Raw genomic sequence first — 17,459 nt, 5'->3', positions numbered from 1 at the left:
ATGACGGCGCCACCGGTCTCAGGACTCCTCGGCGCCCTCGTCCGCGAGCTTGTCGATCGCATCGGCCGCCTTCTCGTCCACCTGGTCGAGCTTGTCGCTGTACTTGCCACCGGTCTTGTCGTCGACCATGTCGGTCGCCTTGTCGACGCCGTCGGCGATCTTGTCGCCGTGCTTGTCAGCGATGTCGGTGGCCTGGCCGCGCAGCTTCTTCAGGTTGAGCTTGTCGAGGAATCCCATGTGCGTGTCCCTTCATGACGTGGATCGGCGACGACGGGGAAAGCGGCCTATTCTCCGCCCGGACCGAGTCCGTAGCAGTGAGGACCACCATGTCCGATTCCGACAATCTTTTCGTCGGCCACACCGTCGATCCGGTGAGCCACGAGCATACGGGCTCCGAGGCCGCTATCGAAGCGTCGGACCTGACCACCCACGGCGTGATCGTCGGGATGACCGGCTCCGGCAAGACGGGTCTCGGGGTGATCCTGATCGAGGAGGCGCTGGCTGCGGGTATCCCGACACTCGTGATCGACCCCAAGGGCGACATGGGCAACCTCGCCCTCACGTTCCCGGCGATGCGCGCCGAGGACTTCGAGCCGTGGGTGCCCGAACCCGACCCGCCGACCACGCGGACCGATGCGGCCGCGGCGACTGCCGAGACCTGGCAGAGCGGTCTCGAACGCTCCGGCATCGACGCGGAGCGACTCGAGGCGCAACACCGCGAGACGGCTGTGACCATCTACACACCGGGCTCGGCCGCAGGTGTCCCGCTGAACGTGGTCGGCTCGCTGCGGGCACCGGTCGACGCCGACCCCGAGGCACTCACCGACGAGATCGAGAGCTTCACGACGGGACTGCTGCGCCTGGTCGGCATCGATGCCGACCCTCTGGCCGACCGGGAGCACATCCTCGTTGCGAACCTGATCCACCACGCATGGGGTGAAGGGCGCGACCTCGACCTCGCGACCCTGATCGCGGCGATCCAGGACCCGCCGATGCGCAAGCTCGGCGTGATCGATCTGGAGACGTTCTTCAGCGCCGACGACCGGCTTGAGCTCGCCCTGCGCCTCAACGGTCTCGCCGCCTCCCCCGCCTTCGCCACGTGGGCGATGGGCGCCGACCTCGACATCGACGCGCTGGTGGCCACCCCCACCGGGACCGGAGCCACGAAGGCGGCCGTCATCTCGATCGCCCACCTCTCGGACGAAGAACGCCAGTTCGTCGTGAGCCTCGTGTTGTCGAAGCTCGTCACGTGGATGCGCAGCCGTCCGGGCCGCCCCGACCTCGGACTGCTCGTCTACATGGACGAGGTGATGGGCTTCGTCCCGCCGACCGCGCAGCCGCCGGCCAAGAAGCCGATCCTCACCCTGTTGAAGCAGGCCCGCGCCTACGGCGTGGGCCTGGTCCTGTCCACACAGAACCCCGTGGACCTCGACTACAAGGCGATGTCGAACGCCGGGACGTGGATGATCGGCAGGCTCCAGACCGAGCGCGACAAGGCCCGCCTGCTCGACGGGATGCGCTCGGCCGCGGGCGACACCGACCTCTCGACGATCGATGCGACCATCAGCGGCCTCGCGAAGAGAGAGTTCCTACTCCATTCCACCCACACGGCCGGCCCGCAGGTCTTCTCGACACGGTGGGCCATCTCCTACCTCGCGGGACCCCTCACCCGGGATCAGATCTCACGACTCACGGCTCACGACGGCGCCGACGGTCACGCCGGTCCCGCGGCGGGGCCGACAGCGGCCGCGCCTGGAGCCGGACCCGCCGACACCGGCGACGCCGGCGTCGCCGGCGACGGTGACCGATCCCCGGCACTGGCGGACGACGAGACGATCGCCGTGCCGCCGGTGGCCGAAGGCGTGCGGGTCGCCTACCTGCACCCCTCGGCGCCCTGGGGCGACGCGGTGGGCGCGACGCCGGGTGGCCGGCGACTCGTGCCGGCACTGCTCGTGCAGGCCACCGCCCTCTTCGACGAGCGCAGGGCCGACCTGCGCCACGAGATGTCGTGGAACCTCGTCCTCTCGCCGCTGAGCGACCACCTCGACCCGGACACGGCCGTGATGGTGGAGACAGGTGACCGGGATCTCGTGGACGACCCCCCGGACGGCGCCGTTCACGTGCTGGTCGATGCACGCCTCGATCAGGCCTCGTTCTGGCGTTCAGCCCGCGCTCGGATACGGGATCACCTGCACCGGTCGGCGACCGTCGAGTTGTTCCACAACCCGGAACTGAAACTGTGGTCGCGTCCCGGCGAGACGCGCGAGGACTTCGCCCGCCGGTGCGACGTGGCCGCCGATGAAGGCGCCGACGCCGACGCCGACTCGCTGCGCGACACCCTGCGGTCGAAGTCCGACCGGGTGCGCGACGCCATCGCCAAGGCGCAGGACCGTGTCCGGGAACTCGAGACCGACGTTGCGAACCGCTCCCGTGACGAGGTGCTTTCCGGTGTCGGTGACCTGCTCGGGGGCCTGCTGGGCGGCCGTCGCGGCACGAGAGGCGTACTGGGAGACCTCCGACGAGCCTCGGGGCGCCGCCGCACCCGGGACAACGCCGAGGAGCGGCTCGAGACGGCCCGACGTCGACTGGGTGAGACCGTCGACGACCTCGCGGACCTCGAGGCGGAACTGGCCGAGTCCCTCAACGAGATCCTCGACGACTGGGAGGAACGGGCCGGCGCGATCGAGTCGGTGGTCGTCGGTCTGGAGAAGAACGACATCGATGTCGACGACCCGATCCTGGTCTGGGTGCCGACCGACTGAACGGGAGAGCGGCCGATCGGGTCCGCCTCAGCCGCCGTCCCTCGGCGGATCGACCCCGAGGTCGGTCGTGTCCTCGAGCAGGAACAGATTCGAAGGGCTGCAGTCGGCGGTGCCCTCGAGCGCCGGGTACAGACGCTCCCAGCTTGATCCGCTCCACCGCACCAGCACGAAGCAGGGGGTGGGAACCCCCGCGGCCGGATTGGACGGCTCCGCGTACAGGCCGTTGGCCTCGAAGGACGAGAGGGTGCGGGCCGCGGCGATGACGGCATCGCGTGTCAGGCGGCCGTTGTTCTCCGACGCCGTGCCCCTACCGATCGCCCGGTTCACTGCATCCTCGAACAGGCGCCCGGCGGCCCAGGCGGCCACTCCGACCGGATGAGGCTCACGTACCTCGTCATCACCCGCGCTCACATTCAGCCAGAACTGGTATGCGTTGAGTTCGGCGTTCAACTCGACCTCGTCGAGCGGGAGGTGGGGCAGCCATACGGTGACACCGGCGGCCGCGTCGCCGAGGGCTTCGATTGCGGGCGAGTAGCACAGGGTGCTGCAGTTGACGAACGAGAGATCCACCGTGGGCGCCCCACCGGCACCTGCCGTCGCTTCGATGGCCGTCAGCAGGTCGGCGAGACGTTGTCCGGTGCCGACCCACTGCACGGCCGAGACCTCGAGATCGGCCATCGCGTCCACGATGGGCCCGAAGTCCTCGTCGAACTCGACCGTCGGGTCGTAGACGAATTCGTACCCCACCGACAATGCCCCCTCCAGGGCCCGTTCGACCTCGAGGTCGAACACCGGAAGGCCGGTGAAGAACGTGGCCGTCGTCGCAGCGGCGAGGGGATCCAGGTCGGCCAGGGCGCCCGCCGGCCCGACCTGGACGATGTCGTTGAGGAGCGGGTTCGGGAGAAAGGTCCCACCGGAATTGCGGCGCGCTGCGCTGTAGGCCGCCGAGGGAAAGTCGGGAATCCCGCAGGACGACGAATCGAGTACCTCGATGCCCTCGCCGTCGAAGAGCGCCTGGGAGCCGACGAGCGCGAAGAAGTCCCCGGTGCACACGGTCTGGATCGCCTCGGCGTGGTCGACCACCGCCGAGTCGATGAACTCGACCTCGACACGCCGCCCGGCCAGCCCGCCGAACTGGTTGACCGCCGTCGCCCACGCATCGATCCCCTGCCATGCCGGCAGGAAGATCTGGTCGCCGATCTCCCCGCTCGTCACGTCGGCGATGACGGCGATCCGGATGGTGTCAGCTGTCAACCCGGGATCGGCCGTGCCCGGCGGTCCGACGTCGAGCGAGGTCGAGGTGGTGGAGGTCGGGGGCGTCGACGTCGTGGAGGTGCCCGTGTCGTCGGGGCCGCCCGGCAGCGTGGTGGTGGTGAAACTCGTCGAGGTCGCGGCCGCTCCGGTCGGTGTCAGGTCCGGTGATCCGCACGCCGAGGCGACAAGGCCGAGCGCGCCGACCACGGCGACGAGAGCTGTCAGACGAACACGCACGCACTCAGGCTAGGGCGTCGCCCGGCGTGAGCCCGGGCACGCCTTCGCGCCGGGCTTGCCTGGGGCCGGTGAGAGCAACGTCACAGCGAAAGCCCTCGGCGCTCGAGCAGCCCCGAGCAGCCCCGAGCAACGTCACAGCGAAAGCCCTCGGCCCCCGAGCAGCCCCGAGCAGCCCCGAGCAACGTCACAGCGAAAGCCCTCGGTGCTCGGGAGCGGCCGGGTTGTCAGTCGACGGGCAACTGCCATGTCGATGCAGCGCGCCCGTTCCTGACCGAATTCGCTATGACACCGCTCTATCGGAGCCACACCGCTCCATCGGACCGCCCGACCGCAGTGGCCCGGGCGGCACCGAACAGCGCGACGCGTTCCGGCGGGAGCTCCTCCGGGAACTAGCCCTGGCCGCCCGACGCGTCCTGGACGGCCTCGCGGCCAGCGCTGATCCAGGGCATCATCTCGCGCAGGCCGGCGCCGACCTTCTCGATCTGGTGCTGCTGTCCGGCCGACTCGAGGCGGTGGAAGTTCTCACGGCCGCTGCGGGACTCGGCCACCCACTCCTCGGCGAACTTGCCGGAGCGGATCTCGTCGAGGATGGTCTGCATCGTCTCTCGGACGTGGTCGTCCACGACACGGGGTCCCCGGGTCAGGTCGCCGTACTCGGCGGTGTCGGAGATCGAGTAGCGCATCCCGCCGATGCCCTGCTCGTACATGAGGTCCACGATGAGCTTCAGCTCGTGCAGACACTCGAAGTACGCGACCTCGGGCTGGTAGCCGGCGGCGGTCAGCGTCTCGAACCCGGCCGTGACGAGCGCGGTGAGCCCGCCACAGAGAACGACCTGCTCGCCGAACAGGTCCGTCTCGCACTCCTCGGTGAAGGTCGTCTCGATGACCCCGGCGCGGGCCCCGCCGATGGCGTCCGCGTAGGCGAGCGCGAGCTCGGTCGCGCGGCCAGACGCGTTCTGCTCGACCGCGATCAGACACGGAACCCCGCCGCCCTCGACGAAGGTGCGACGCACGAGGTGTCCGGGACCCTTCGGCGCCACCATCGCGACGTCCACGTTCGAGGGCGGCACGATGAGGTCGAAGCGGATGTTGAAGCCGTGGGCGAAGAACAGGGCGTCACCGTCGGCGAGGTGCGGCTCGATGTGGTCGGTGTAGATGGACGCCTGCTCGGTGTCGGGCGCGAGAACCATGATCAGATCCGCCTCGGCCGACGCGTCGGCGATCGACAGGACCCGCAGGCCCTGCGACTCGGCCTTGGCCCCTGACGACGACCCCTCACGCAGACCGACCCGCACGTCGATACCGGACTCCTTGAGGTTGAGCGCGTGCGCGTGACCCTGAGAGCCGTACCCGATGATCGCGACCTTGCGGTCCGCGATGACGGAGCGATCGGCGTCGGCTTCGTAGTAGATGTCAGCCACTGTGCCTCCTCAGGCGGGGGTGGTGGTCCGGCTCAGGCGCGGTAGCGCGATGCGGCCGGTCCGTTGGAGTTCGACGATCCCATAGGGTCGCAGCAGGTCCTCGAAGTCGTCCACTCTGCCCGGTGAACCAGACAGAGACACCATGAGATGGTCGGGGCCGACGTTGAGCACGCGGGCCTCGAAGATCCGCACGAGGTCCATGATCTCGCCGCGCTGCGCGGCCGACGCGTTGACCGTCGCCACCATCAGTTCCCGCTCGACCGACTCGGCCGGCGGCAGTTGGCGGATTTCGACGACGTTGATGAGCTTGTCCAGCTGCTTGACCACCTGGTCGAGCGGGGCGCTGGCCACGTCGACGACGAAGGTGATCCGGCTGAAGCGCTCGTCGGGTGTCGGCGCCACGGCCAGGGACTCGATGTTGAAGCCGCGCCGGGCGAACAGGCCGGCGACCCGTGCGAGCACACCGGCCTTGTTCTCGACCAGGACGACGAGGGTGTGGAGTGTCTTCGCCACGGTTCAGCCCTGCTGACTCGGGTCGACGACGATGTCGGAGTTCGATCGTCCCGATGGAACCATCGGGAAGACCTTCTCGGCGGATTCGACCCGGAACTCCACGACGACGGGGCGGTCGTCGATCTCGTTCGCCTTGGCGATGACCGACTCCACCTCGTCCACGTCCTCGACGCGGAACGCCTCACACCCCATCGCTCGTGACCAGCCGACGTAGTCCGGCAGATCCGGCGAGAGGTACACCTCGGAGTACCGCTCGTCGTAGAACATCTCCTGCCACTGGCGGACCATGCCGAGGTAGGCGTTGTTGAGGATCGCGATCTTCACCGGGATGCGCTCCGCGGCAGCGGTGACGAGTTCCTGCGATGTCATCTGCCAGCAGCCGTCGCCGTCGACGGCCCAGACCATCCGGTCGGGGCGTCCGACCTTGGCGCCGATCGCCGCCGGGACAGCGAACCCCATCGTGCCGAGGCCGCCGGAGTTGACCCAGGTGTAGGGGTGGTTGAACTTCCACCACTGGCTCGTCCACATCTGGTGCTGTCCGACGCCCGACACGACGATCGTGTCGTCAGGGGTCCCGTCACGCAGCTGCTCGAGGACGAACTGGGGCTTGAGTGCCTCGCCGGGGGCCGACTGCTCATAGGTCAGCGGGTAGCGCTCCTGCCAACCGCTGATGGTCTGGTTCCACGACGAACGATCCACGGTGTGCAGGCCGCTGCGACCTCGCAACTCGGCGACGAGGGCCTCGATCACGGCCCGGCAGTCGCCACGCATGCCGACGTCGGCCCGGCGGACCTTGTCGATCTCCGCGGCGTCGATGTCCACGTGGATGATCTTCGCGTGGGGGGCGAACGCGTCGACCTTGCCGGTGACCCGGTCGTCGAATCGGGCTCCCAGGGTGATCAACAGGTCCGACTCCTGCAGGGCCGTCACCGCCGTGTAGTTGCCGTGCATCCCCGGCATCCCGAGGCACAAGGGATGGTCGTCGGGGAACCCGCCCCGGTTCATCAACGTGGTGACCACGTGGATCTCCGTCAGCTCGGCGAGGTCCCGCAGCGCCTCCGCGGCCCGGGCCTTCAGGATCCCTCCACCGGAGTAGATGACGGGCCGTTCCGCGGCGACGATCAGATCGGCCGCCCGCCGGATCAGCTCGGGGTCGACCTCGGTCGCCGGGTTGTAGCCCGGCAGGTCGTGGCCGTCGGGCTCGTGCCAGTCCAGCCCGGACCGTGGATTGTTCGGGTCGACGATGTCCTTGGGGATGTCCACGAGCACCGGCCCGGGGCGCCCGGTCGTCGCGATGTGGAAGGCGTCGTGGATCACCTGGGGGATGTCCTGCGCCTCGGTCACGAGGAAGTTGTGCTTCGTGACCGACATCGTGATGCCGGTCGTATCGGCCTCCTGGAACGCGTCGGTGCCGATCGCCGCGTACGGGACCTGACCGGTGATCACGACGAGCGGGATCGAGTCCATGTACGCGTCGCACAGCGGCGTGACGATGTTCGTCGCCCCGGGGCCCGACGTGACGAGCGCCACACCGGCGCGCCCGGTCACGTGCGCGTACCCCTCGGCCATGTGCCCGGCACCCTGTTCGTGGCGCACCAGGATGTGGCGGATCGACGAGTCGATCAGCGGGTCGTACAGCGGCAGGGTCGCACCGCCGGGAAGGCCGAAGAGCACGTCGACGCCCTCGAGCTCGAGGGACTTCATCAGAGCCTGGCCACCGTTCAACTTCATTGGGAACTCTCCCGGGTCGTGGACCCGTCGGCGAAGCGATGCGGGCCCGGAAACGAAAGCGACCTCCCACTGGGGGAGGTCGGGCGCGCACGATCGTCGAGGACCGTGCGCTAGGTGATTACCTCGAGTCGCGTATCTTCGGCTCGCATCGGTGACAGTATGCCCGGCGTGACGTCGGGCGACAAGGCAGATGCCCATGATCGTGTCGGGGCCTCTGGCGCCGGCAACGTCGACAACGCCGCCTCGGAGGCGTCGGGTACCACCCTCGCCGTCCTCACCGGGGCACGCTTCACCGGAAATCTCGGCTTCCGTTGGGTCTTCGCCTTCATCCCCACGGTCGCGGGCGGCCTCGGGGTGTCGCTGGCGACGATGGGGGCCGCGCTGACGGCTCGCGACGCGGCGGGACTCGCTGCGCCCGCGGTGGGACGCCGCGCCGACCGGGGCCACATGCGCTCCGTCCTCGCTCTCGGGCTCGCCGCGACCGGGGTCGGGTCGATCGTGGCCGGCGTCAGCTCCGAGATCCTTCTCTTCGGCGCCGGCCTGACCGTGCTGGCGCTGGGCAAGGTCGCTTTCGACACGGCGATGAACACATGGATCTCGACCGCCGTGCCCTTCGCCGTCCGGGGTCGGGTGACAGGGCTCACCGAACTGAGCTGGGCCCTGTCCTTCCTCATCGGCGTGCCCCTACTCGCACTGCTCATCGGGGTCGGCGACTGGCGCTGGCCCTTCGTCGTCATGGGCCTCGCGAACATCGCGATGGTGCCGCTCGTGCTCGCACGCTTCCGCGACCCCTCCCATCGGCGCAGAGCACCACGCTCGCCGTGGCGCCCCACCCGCGCCGTCGTCGCATTCCTGGGCGCACTCGCCGGCGTGTGGATCGCGATGCAGGCGGTTCTCGTCACGTTCGCGACGTGGCTCGAGGACGACTTCGGCCTCGACGTCGCGGGGCTGGGGCTGACAGCCCTCGTGCTCGGCTTCGCCGAGCTCGCAGGAACCGGCGCGACCGTGTGGCTGACAGATCGTCTCGGAAAGCGACGCGCCGTGCGTGGCGGCGCGCTCGCGATGGCCGTACCGATGGCGCTGTTGCCGTTGGCGGGAACCCTCGCCGTAGCGATCCTCCTGCTGTCCGCGACGGTCCTCGCCTTCGAGTTCACCCTCATCTCCGCCCTGCCGCTGCTGGGTGAACTCGACCCGGCTGCCCGTGGCCGCCTCGTCGGCGTGGGCATCGCGGTCTTCACCGTCGCCCGGGCCGCCACGTCGCTGCCCGCCGCCTGGCTGTTCACCGACACCGGGATGACCGGCGTGTCGATCCTCGCCGTGTCGGCGCTGGTGGCCACCGTGGCCGCCCTCGCACTCGTGCCCGAGCCCGACCCGCCGGCACCGTCCGGAGTAGCGGCGTGACCGCCGGACCCGGCGGGGGCCGCCATGGCGTCTACCCCGGAACCTTCAACCCGCCGACGGTCGCCCACATCGAGATCGCCCGGACGGCACTGGCCCACCACCGGCTCGACCGTCTCGATCTGGCCGTTTCGCGGCTCCCCTTCGACAAGGAGCACGTCGAGCGTCCGCTGCTCTCCCACCGACTCGAGGTACTCGAGGCGGTGGCCGGAGCGATCCCCGGTCTCGGCGTCGTCGTCACCGACGCCCGGCTCATCGCCGATATCGCGCACGGCTACGACCTCGTCGTGATGGGGGCCGACAAGTGGGCGCAACTGCACGACGTCACCTATTACGACGACGAGGCCCATCGCGACGCCGCCCTCGCCCGCCTCCCCGAGGTGACCGTGGCACCCCGACCGCCCGACCCGGTGCCACCGGATCGTCGCCTCCCCGTCCCCGACTGGGTGGCGGAGATCTCGTCGTCGGCGGTACGCGAGGGCGCAGCCCACGGGTGGATGGCGTCGCAGGCGGCCGCGTTCGACGCGCGCACGGGCGCCTGGTCCGACCCGCCGAGGTACGAGGCCTGGCTCAGGGACGGGTGATGGCGCCCAGGTCCGCTCCTGCCGCCAGGGACGCGTACTTGGCCAGGAAGCCCTTCGTGTAACGCGGTTCGGGCATCTTGAGATTCGCCCGACGTTCCTCGAGAACCGCGTCGTCGACGAGGAGGTCGATCGTGTGGTCCCGCACGTCGATGCGAATGCGGTCGCCCTCGGCGATGAGGCCGATCGGGCCACCGTCGACGGCTTCGGGGGCGACGTGGCCGATGCAGAAACCGTGCGTTCCACCCGAGAAGCGGCCATCGGTGATCAACGCAGCGTCGCCGCCGCGTCCGGCACCCTTCATCGCTCCGGTGATGGCGAGCATCTCCCGCATCCCCGGCCCGCCCTTGGGGCCCTCGTAGCGGATCACGACGACGTCACCCGCGTTGATCTTCCCGGCGAGCACGGCGTCCATCGCCGCGTCCTCGCCGTCGAACACGCGCGCCGGGCCTTCGAAGTGGTCGAAGTCGATCCCGGCAACCTTCACGACCGACCCCTTGGGCGCCAACGAGCCCGTCAGGATGGCCAGGCCGCCGATCTCGTGGATGGGATCGTCGAACGCGTGGATCACGTCACCGTCGGCGGCCGGAGGGTCCACCATCGCGAGGTTCTCGGCGACCGTCTTGCCCGTCACCGTGATCTCGTCACCGTGCAGAAGACCTTCGTCCAACAGCATCTTCATGACGACCGGCACTCCGCCCACGCGGTCGATGTCGACCATGTGGTACTTCCCGTGGGGCTTGGTGTCCGCCAGGTGCGGGACCTTCGCCGCGACCTTGTTGAAGTCGTCGAGGTGCAGGTCCACCTCGGCCTCGTACGCGATTGCCAGCAGGTGCAGAACGGCGTTGGTGGAGCCGCCGAGCGCCATCACCACGGCGATCGCGTTCTCGAAAGCCGCCTTGGTCATGATCGTGCGGGGTCTGATGTTCTCACGCAGCAACCCGATGACGGCCGTACCCGACGCGAATGCGTAGTCGTCGCGGCGACGGTCGACAGCAGCGGCCGAGGCCGACCCCGGCAGGGACATGCCGAGACCCTCCCCCACCGACGCCATCGTGTTCGCGGTGAACATGCCGGCGCAGGATCCCTCGGTGGGACATGCCTTGCGCTCGATCGCGTCGAGTTCGGAGTCCGACAGTTCGCCCACCGCGTTCGCGCCGACCGCCTCGAACACGCTGACGATGTCGAGGACCTGACCGTTGTGGTTGCCCGGCAGGATCGACCCGCCGTACACGAAGACGCTCGGCAGGTTCAGCCGGGCGGCAGCCATCAGCATCCCGGGGAGGGACTTGTCGCAACCGGCGAACGAGACGAAGGCGTCGAGTCGCTCCGCGTGCATCACGGCCTCGACGGAGTCCGCGATGATCTCGCGGCTCACGAGACTCGCCCGCATCCCCTCGTGACCCATCGAGATCCCGTCGGAGACGGCGATGGTGTTGAACTCCAGGGGGAAGCCGCCCGCTTCGCGGACACCCTCCTTGCAGCGCTTCGCGAGCCGGTCGAGCGGGAGGTTGCACGGCGTCACCTCGTTCCACGACGAGGCCACGCCCACCTGGGGCTTGGAGAAGTCCTCGTCGCGCATCCCGACCGCGCGCAGCATCGCGCGGGCCGGGGCGCGCTTGTTTCCGTCGGTGACGTCGTGGCTGCGGGGCTTCATCGGGTCGCTCATGGGGGTCAGCCTATTGCGTGGCGACCGGCTGGTCCCGCGGGTTGCGGGGACCTTCCTCACTGGCGCGAATCCGCCGCGACGGCGATATTGGAGGCCGTCCTAGAAAAGGGGATCGCGTGATGAAGCGCTTGATGGTGGGTGTCGAGGGGTCCGAGGGTTCACAGGCCGCGCTGCGGTGGACATGCGCACTCGCGGAGGCGACAGGTGCGTCCGTTCGTGCGATCTCCACCTTCGCGTCGAGCCCGAAGGTCCTACCCGAGGAACTCGAGACGAAGGTCGCCCAGCGTCGCGCCGAACTCGAAGGCTGGGTGAAGGCCGTCGGGACGAGCGCGAAGGTCGACACGACGGTCTGGGCCGAGGACCCCCGCGAGGTGCTGGCCGACCTCGCGGAGAACGACGGCGTGGACCTCCTCGTCGTCGGACGCGACGGCCCGCGCGGCGAGCCCGGCTTCCTCGCCGTCGGCAGTGTCGGCGAGTACCTGGCACACCACGTCTCGGTCCCCCTCGCGGTCGTGCCGACCGACGCGAGCCCGGCGTTCGGGGTCGTGGTCGTGGGCGTGGACGGCTCTCCGGGCGCCGTCGCGGCCGTGGACTGGGTGCAGGCACTCGCCGGCGCCGCGGGCTGCGACGTGGTCGCCGCAACCGTCCACGAGCCCGTTCTCGACACCGCGCAGGCTGACGGATGGAAGGCCCAGATCGAAACCGAGATCCTCGAGGACTGGGCCCGTCCCCTCGTGGAGGCCGGCATCACCACCCGCGCCGTCGCCGTCCAGGGCCCCGCCCCCGCCGAAGGTCTGCTCGAGACCGCCGGGGAGCACGACGCCGACCTCCTCGTCGTCGGCATGCGAGGCCGGGGCGGATTCCTCGGCCTGCGGGTCGGAGGCAACGCGATCCGGGCGCTCCACAAGGCCTCGTCGGTGGCGCTCGTGATGGTGCCCGCCGCCGAGTGAGATGACCTGGCCCCGCCGGGGGCCCGGGACAACCGAGACCGACCGGGCGATTCTGCGGCTCGCCGTGCCGGCACTCGGCGCGCTCATCGCCGAGCCGCTCTACGTCCTCGCCGACACCGCGGTCGTCGGACACATCGGCACACCCCAGCTCGCCGGACTCGCCCTGGCGTCGCAGGTGCTGTTGATCATCCACGCGGTGTTCACGTTCCTCGCGTACGGGACCACCGCCTCGGTGAGCAGGCTTCTCGGAGCCGGTCAGGACCGCCGGGCGGCCCACCAGGCCGTACAGGGACTGTGGCTCGCGGTGGGCATCGGCGTCGCACTGGCGCTGACGGTGTGGCTGACGATGGAACCGCTGCTGCGACTCCTCGGCGGCCGGGGCGAGACGCTCGCGAACGCCGAGACGTACCTGGAGATCTCCCTCGCCGGTCTCCCCGCGATGCTGCTGATGCTGGCCGGCGTCGGGTACCTGCGCGGAACCCAGGACACCGTCCGCCCGCTCATCGTCGCCCTCGTGACCGCCGCGCTGAACCTCGTCATCGAGTTGGTGCTCGTCTTCGGGTTCGACCAGGGCATCGGCGCCTCCGCCCTGTCGACGGTGATCGTCCAGTGGATCGGGGCCGCGATGTACGTGCGGTGGACCGCGGCCGCTGTGAAGCGCCACGGGGTGGCGCTACTTCCCGACACGTCGGTGATCGCGGGTCTCGCCCGCGCGGGAGTGGACCTGTTCATCCGAACGGCGTCGCTGCGGGGCAGCTTCGTCGTCGCGACCGCCGTGGTCGCCCGGATCGGTACCGACGACCTGGCCGCCCACCAGATCACCTTCGAGATCTTCAGCTTCATCGCACTCGCGCTCGACGCCGTGGCGATCGCCGGCCAGGCGCTGATGGGCTCGCTGCTCGGCGCGGGCGACACCGCACGCGCCCGCGCCGTCGGGGTGCGCATCGCGTGGTGGGGGGTCTGGACGGGGACACTGGCCGGTCTCGCCGTGCTCGCGAGTCGGCCCGTCCTGCCCGGCGTCTTCACCGACGATGCCGGCGTCGTCGCCCTCACCGCCTTCCTCTTCTGGTTCCTCGCCGGTCTCCAACCCGTCAACGGACTCGCGTTCGCCCTCGACGGTGTGCTGATCGGTGCGGGCGACCTCCGCTATCTCGCCTGGGCGATGCTCGCCTCGGCGCTCGCCTTCGTTCCACTGGCCATCGGCGTCGCGGTCGCCGACCTCGGTGTCGGCTGGCTGTGGGGGGCGCTGTGTGTGTTCATGGTCGTGCGGATGGTGACCGTGGTCGCGCGGTTCCGAGGCGACGCCTGGATGGTCACCGGTGCCGCCTGAGACCCCGGCACGGGCCGGGGCCGCCGTGGTACAACCGTGGCGATGCACATCCGCCGGATTCTGCGGGACAAGGGCGACAGCGTCGCCACGATCCGCCCCGACGCGTCCATCACGACCTGCCTCGCCACCCTCGCCGAGCACAACTACGGTGCTCTCGTCGTCTCCGTCGACGGAGCGCACATCGACGGGATCATCTCCGAGCGTGACATCGTGCGGGCGCTCGCGGCTCGTGGTCCCGGCTGTCTGGACGAGTCCGTCGCCGACATGATGACAACCGAGGTGATCACCGCCCGTCCCGGGGCCACCGCGAGTGAACTCATGGCGATGATGACCGCCCGGCGGATCCGCCACGTTCCCGTGGTCGACGGGACCGAACTGGCCGGCATCGTCTCCATCGGCGACATCGTCAAGCTACGGATGACCGAACTCACCGAGGAGCTGCGGGCGCTGCAGGGCTACCTCGAGCCGGGGGCGTACGGCTGATGTCGACCGTCCCGCGTATACCCGTCGCCGACCACCCCCGCGCGGCGATGTTCGAACAGAACCGTGAGCTGGGTCGACGCTTCCGCACCCTCTATGCGACCTTCTGGCGCGAAGGCGTCCTCGACCAGGAAGTCAAGGAGATCGTCCGGATGCGCAACGCCCGCATGGTGGACTGCGGCTGGTGACGCAACGTCCGGTTTCACCTCGCCCGTGAGGCGGGGCTCGACGACGACACGATCGACGCGATCGACGGTGGAACCGACGCCTCGCGGCCTGATGTCGCAGCCGCGCTGCGCTTCGCGGATCGCTACCTGACGGGCGCGGGGCGTCCCTCGCCGGCGGAGGCGGCGGACCTCGAGGCGCACTTCTCGCCGACGGGCCGGATCGAACTCGGCCTCGGCCTGTCCTTCTTCTGCGGATTCTCGAAGATGCTCATCGTTCTCGGGCTCGAGCCCACGGGGATGGACACCCTCGTGGTCACGACACCGGAGATCCCCGCCGGGGTCGACGTGGCATCGCTTCCGACGACGCCGGTCGGCGAGGATCCCCACGTCGCGATGATCGACGGGCACCCCCGCCTCGCCGCCCTGTGGGAGCGCATGGTCGCCGCGCTCGACGAGCAGACCTGGATCCCACCAGTCGTGCTCGACGCCTGCCGGCGCCGCGTCGCCGAACTGCACGGCGTGCGGTGGGCGCTCGACGCCCCGACGCCTGTGACCGGGGCGGCCGACCCCGACGTGGTCGCCGCGTGTGTCGCAGTGACCGAGATGTTCGTCGTCGACGTCCACGCCGTCACCGACGAGATGGCGGCGGAGGTGACCCGCCGCGTAGGGCCGGAGGGCCTCACGACGCTCGCCGCAGCATTGGCGATCTGGGAGGGTTTCTACCGCCTCGCATCCACCTGGGGCTGGGCACCTGCAACCGCAGAATCCCCGTAGTCACAGCGATCGAACCCGATATCGAAGAGAGGCACCGTGGAGCACGCGCCACCACCCCAGGACCAGGTCATGGGGAAGGTCACGTCCAAGGCCATCGGCGTGGCTGCCGAGCTCGAGGTGGCCGATCATCTCCCGCAAGGCAAGTCGATATCATGACGAAGGAGAGTGATCTCGACCTCTTCGCCGTTTCTGGCAAGTCAAGCAATGCGGATGCGCCTAAGGATTCCCGATGACACTGGTAATGACGCTACTCGTTCGGGACGAACTTGAATTGGTTGGGAGAAACATACTTTTTCACCTCGAGCGCGGGGTTGATCGCGTCGTTGCCATCGACAACGCGTCGACCGACGGCACCCGCGAACTGCTGGGGGAGATGAGCAGGTCTGCCCCGATTACGATTATCGATGAGCCCGGTCGCGACTACGACCAGTCAACTTGGGTTACGCGCGCAGCACTCTATGCCCGCGACAGGATGGGGGCTGACTGGGTCCTCAACAATGACGCCGACGAGTTTTGGGTCAGCAAGGGTGGCTCGCTCAAAGATGTGATTGCCTCCGCCACAGCTGACAATCTATTGCTCTGCCCGCGCCGGAACATGATCTGGGGATACGACTCGCCTGACGATCAGCCATGGTACGAACGGCTCGTTTACCGAGTTGCGGCTCCTGTCGAAAAGCCGGCGCTCCGCAATATCTACGATTCCCCCCTGCCCTGCCCGTATTTCTACCTTGACCTGCCACCCAAGGCGCTGGTGCGAACCGAGGGCCTCGTCAAGGTCGCTCAGGGGAACCATGCCGCTTTGTTCGACACGCCTGCGTCCGCCGTCGAGGCACCTATTGACATCTTTCACTTTCCGGCTCGGTCTCGGAACCAGTTCGAGAAGAAGATCGTTCAAGGCGGCCAGGCGTACGAAAGAAACAAGCGATTTCCTGAGAGTACCGGCTGGCACTGGAGGCGTTGGTATCGGCTCTACCGCAACAAGGGGATCGACGCCGCCCTAGCAGATGCTCTGCCTTCTACGGCAGCACTTGCACGTGACCTTCAGAATGGTGTTGCGGTACAAGACCACGGCTTCGCCTCGATCATGGGCCGTACCTACCTTGGCCTCAAGTGATCGTTGCACCATCTCGAGCGAGCGAGCAGGTTTCGTAGCTCGATCGAGGAGGTCTGATGGGACGAAGGCAGGGGTGGGGTCCGACGCGGAGGTTGTCGTTCGCTGAGCGGCTCGAACTTCAGCATCGGGTACGAGGTGGCGAGCGGTTCGCGGACGCCGCCGAAGCGTTGGGGTGCTCGAGCAAGTCGGTGCAGCGGCTGCTCAACGCGACTGGCGGGGTCAAGCCCCGCACCGTCGAGCGGTCGGCTCGGAGGCTGTCGTTGGCTGAGCGCGAGGAGATCTCGCGGGGTCTGCTCGTCAACGAGTCGGCGAGATCGATCGCTGCTCGTCTCGTTCGGGCGCCGTCAACGATCAGCCGTGAGATCAACGCGAATGGTGGCCGCGAGAACTATCGGGCGTGGCACGCTCAGGAGCGCTCCCATGACAAGGCTCGGCGGCCCAAGGCCGCGAAACTGGCCACCTGTCGTCGGCTGCGGGCCGAGGTCGAGGCCGGGTTGGAGAAGCGGTGGTCACCGCAGCAGATCTCGGGGAGGCTGAGGGTTGACTTCCCCGATGATGCGGAGATGCGGGTGTCGCACGAGACGATCTACCAATCGCTGTTCGTGCAGGCTCGAGGAGCGCTGCGCAAGGAACTTACGACGCATCTGCGGACCGGCCGGCCGCGGCGCAAACCCCATGGGCGAACGAACCCAGGCGGGCACCTGTTGGACATGGTGCTGCTGGCGGACCGCCCCGCCGATGTCGAGGATCGGGCCGTTCCGGGGCATTGGGAAGGCGATCTCATCATCGGGCGACGTGGCGAGTCAGCTGTTGCCACGCTTGTCGAGCGCCAGTCGCGTTTCTTGATGCTCGTCGACCTCTTCGATGGGCGCACCGCCCCGCTCGCTCGCGAGGCACTGACCGCTCACGTTCTCGACCTCCCTGAACAGCTCGCCAAGTCGTTGACCTGGGATCGCGGCAAAGAGATGGGCCAGCACGTCGAGTTCAGCATCGACACCGGCATGGCCGTCTACTTCTGTGACCCCCACGCCCCATGGCAGCGCGGCACCAACGAGAACACCAACGGCCTCATCCGCCA

The 17,459-nt window shown here is 68.8% G+C and carries 16 protein-coding genes; 10 read left to right on the top strand and 6 right to left on the bottom strand.

The window, feature by feature from the left end:
* Positions 1-18 precede the first annotated feature (18 nt).
* Entirely contained in the window at positions 19-237 is a 219-nt protein-coding gene (locus RIE08_09330; protein ID MEQ8717800.1) for an antitoxin, read from the bottom strand.
* Positions 238-326: 89 nt separating this feature from the next.
* Between RIE08_09330 and RIE08_09325 the strand changes: the two genes are divergently transcribed.
* Complete coding sequence (locus tag RIE08_09325; protein ID MEQ8717799.1) at positions 327-2,762, top strand: DUF87 domain-containing protein; 2,436 nt, start codon at positions 327-329, stop codon at positions 2,760-2,762.
* A gap of 27 nt (positions 2,763-2,789) precedes the next feature.
* Here RIE08_09325 and RIE08_09320 read toward each other — a convergent pair whose 3' ends face one another.
* From RIE08_09320 to ilvB, 4 genes are all read right to left on the bottom strand, one after another.
* Positions 2,790-4,253 (bottom strand): ABC transporter substrate-binding protein, encoded by a 1,464-nt coding sequence (locus RIE08_09320; GenBank protein MEQ8717798.1) that lies wholly within the window; start codon positions 4,251-4,253, stop codon positions 2,790-2,792.
* 389 nt (positions 4,254-4,642) lie between these two features.
* Positions 4,643-5,674: a ketol-acid reductoisomerase gene (gene ilvC, locus RIE08_09315; GenBank protein MEQ8717797.1), complete on the bottom strand. Its 1,032-nt coding sequence runs from the start codon at positions 5,672-5,674 to the stop codon at positions 4,643-4,645.
* A gap of 9 nt (positions 5,675-5,683) precedes the next feature.
* On the bottom strand, positions 5,684-6,187 hold the full coding sequence (gene ilvN / locus RIE08_09310; protein MEQ8717796.1) for an acetolactate synthase small subunit: 504 nt from the start codon (positions 6,185-6,187) through the stop codon (positions 5,684-5,686).
* A gap of 3 nt (positions 6,188-6,190) precedes the next feature.
* Positions 6,191-7,918: a biosynthetic-type acetolactate synthase large subunit gene (ilvB, locus tag RIE08_09305; GenBank protein ID MEQ8717795.1), complete on the bottom strand. Its 1,728-nt coding sequence runs from the start codon at positions 7,916-7,918 to the stop codon at positions 6,191-6,193.
* 168 nt (positions 7,919-8,086) lie between these two features.
* Here ilvB and RIE08_09300 point away from each other — a divergent pair, with 168 nt between their 5' ends.
* Entirely contained in the window at positions 8,087-9,319 is a 1,233-nt protein-coding gene (locus RIE08_09300; protein ID MEQ8717794.1) for an MFS transporter, read from the top strand.
* Positions 9,316-9,900, top strand: coding sequence for a hypothetical protein (locus RIE08_09295; protein ID MEQ8717793.1), 585 nt, complete (start codon positions 9,316-9,318; stop codon positions 9,898-9,900). The genes RIE08_09300 and RIE08_09295 overlap by 4 nt, the downstream gene beginning before the upstream one ends.
* On the opposite strand, the gene ilvD is transcribed toward RIE08_09295, so the two are convergent.
* On the bottom strand, positions 9,887-11,566 hold the full coding sequence (ilvD, locus tag RIE08_09290) for a dihydroxy-acid dehydratase (protein MEQ8717792.1): 1,680 nt from the start codon (positions 11,564-11,566) through the stop codon (positions 9,887-9,889). The genes RIE08_09295 and ilvD overlap by 14 nt on opposite strands.
* Before the next feature lie 119 nt (positions 11,567-11,685).
* Here ilvD and RIE08_09285 point away from each other — a divergent pair, with 119 nt between their 5' ends.
* The 7 genes from RIE08_09285 to RIE08_09255 all read left to right on the top strand — a co-directional run.
* Positions 11,686-12,516 carry a universal stress protein gene (locus RIE08_09285; protein MEQ8717791.1) on the top strand — a complete coding sequence of 277 codons (831 nt, stop codon included), beginning with the start codon at positions 11,686-11,688 and terminating at the stop codon, positions 12,514-12,516.
* 1 nt (position 12,517) lies between these two features.
* Positions 12,518-13,846 carry an MATE family efflux transporter gene (locus tag RIE08_09280; protein ID MEQ8717790.1) on the top strand — a complete coding sequence of 443 codons (1,329 nt, stop codon included), beginning with the start codon at positions 12,518-12,520 and terminating at the stop codon, positions 13,844-13,846.
* Positions 13,847-13,888: 42 nt separating this feature from the next.
* Entirely contained in the window at positions 13,889-14,329 is a 441-nt protein-coding gene (locus RIE08_09275; GenBank protein MEQ8717789.1) for a CBS domain-containing protein, read from the top strand.
* Positions 14,329-14,514, top strand: coding sequence for a hypothetical protein (locus RIE08_09270; protein ID MEQ8717788.1), 186 nt, complete (start codon positions 14,329-14,331; stop codon positions 14,512-14,514). The genes RIE08_09275 and RIE08_09270 overlap by 1 nt, the downstream gene beginning before the upstream one ends.
* A gap of 243 nt (positions 14,515-14,757) precedes the next feature.
* Positions 14,758-15,267 carry a hypothetical protein gene (locus tag RIE08_09265; GenBank protein ID MEQ8717787.1) on the top strand — a complete coding sequence of 170 codons (510 nt, stop codon included), beginning with the start codon at positions 14,758-14,760 and terminating at the stop codon, positions 15,265-15,267.
* Positions 15,268-15,496: 229 nt separating this feature from the next.
* On the top strand, positions 15,497-16,381 hold the full coding sequence (locus RIE08_09260; GenBank protein ID MEQ8717786.1) for a glycosyltransferase family 2 protein: 885 nt from the start codon (positions 15,497-15,499) through the stop codon (positions 16,379-16,381).
* A 56-nt stretch (positions 16,382-16,437) separates the two neighbouring features.
* Positions 16,438-17,459, top strand: a 1,022-nt coding sequence (locus RIE08_09255; protein MEQ8717785.1) for an IS30 family transposase, incomplete at its 3' end; no start/stop codon positions are given.

The organism is Acidimicrobiales bacterium (assembly GCA_040219085.1).
Lineage (GTDB): Bacteria > Actinomycetota > Acidimicrobiia > Acidimicrobiales > JAVJTC01 > JAVJTC01.
This window is presented reverse-complemented; position numbering and strand designations above follow the sequence as displayed.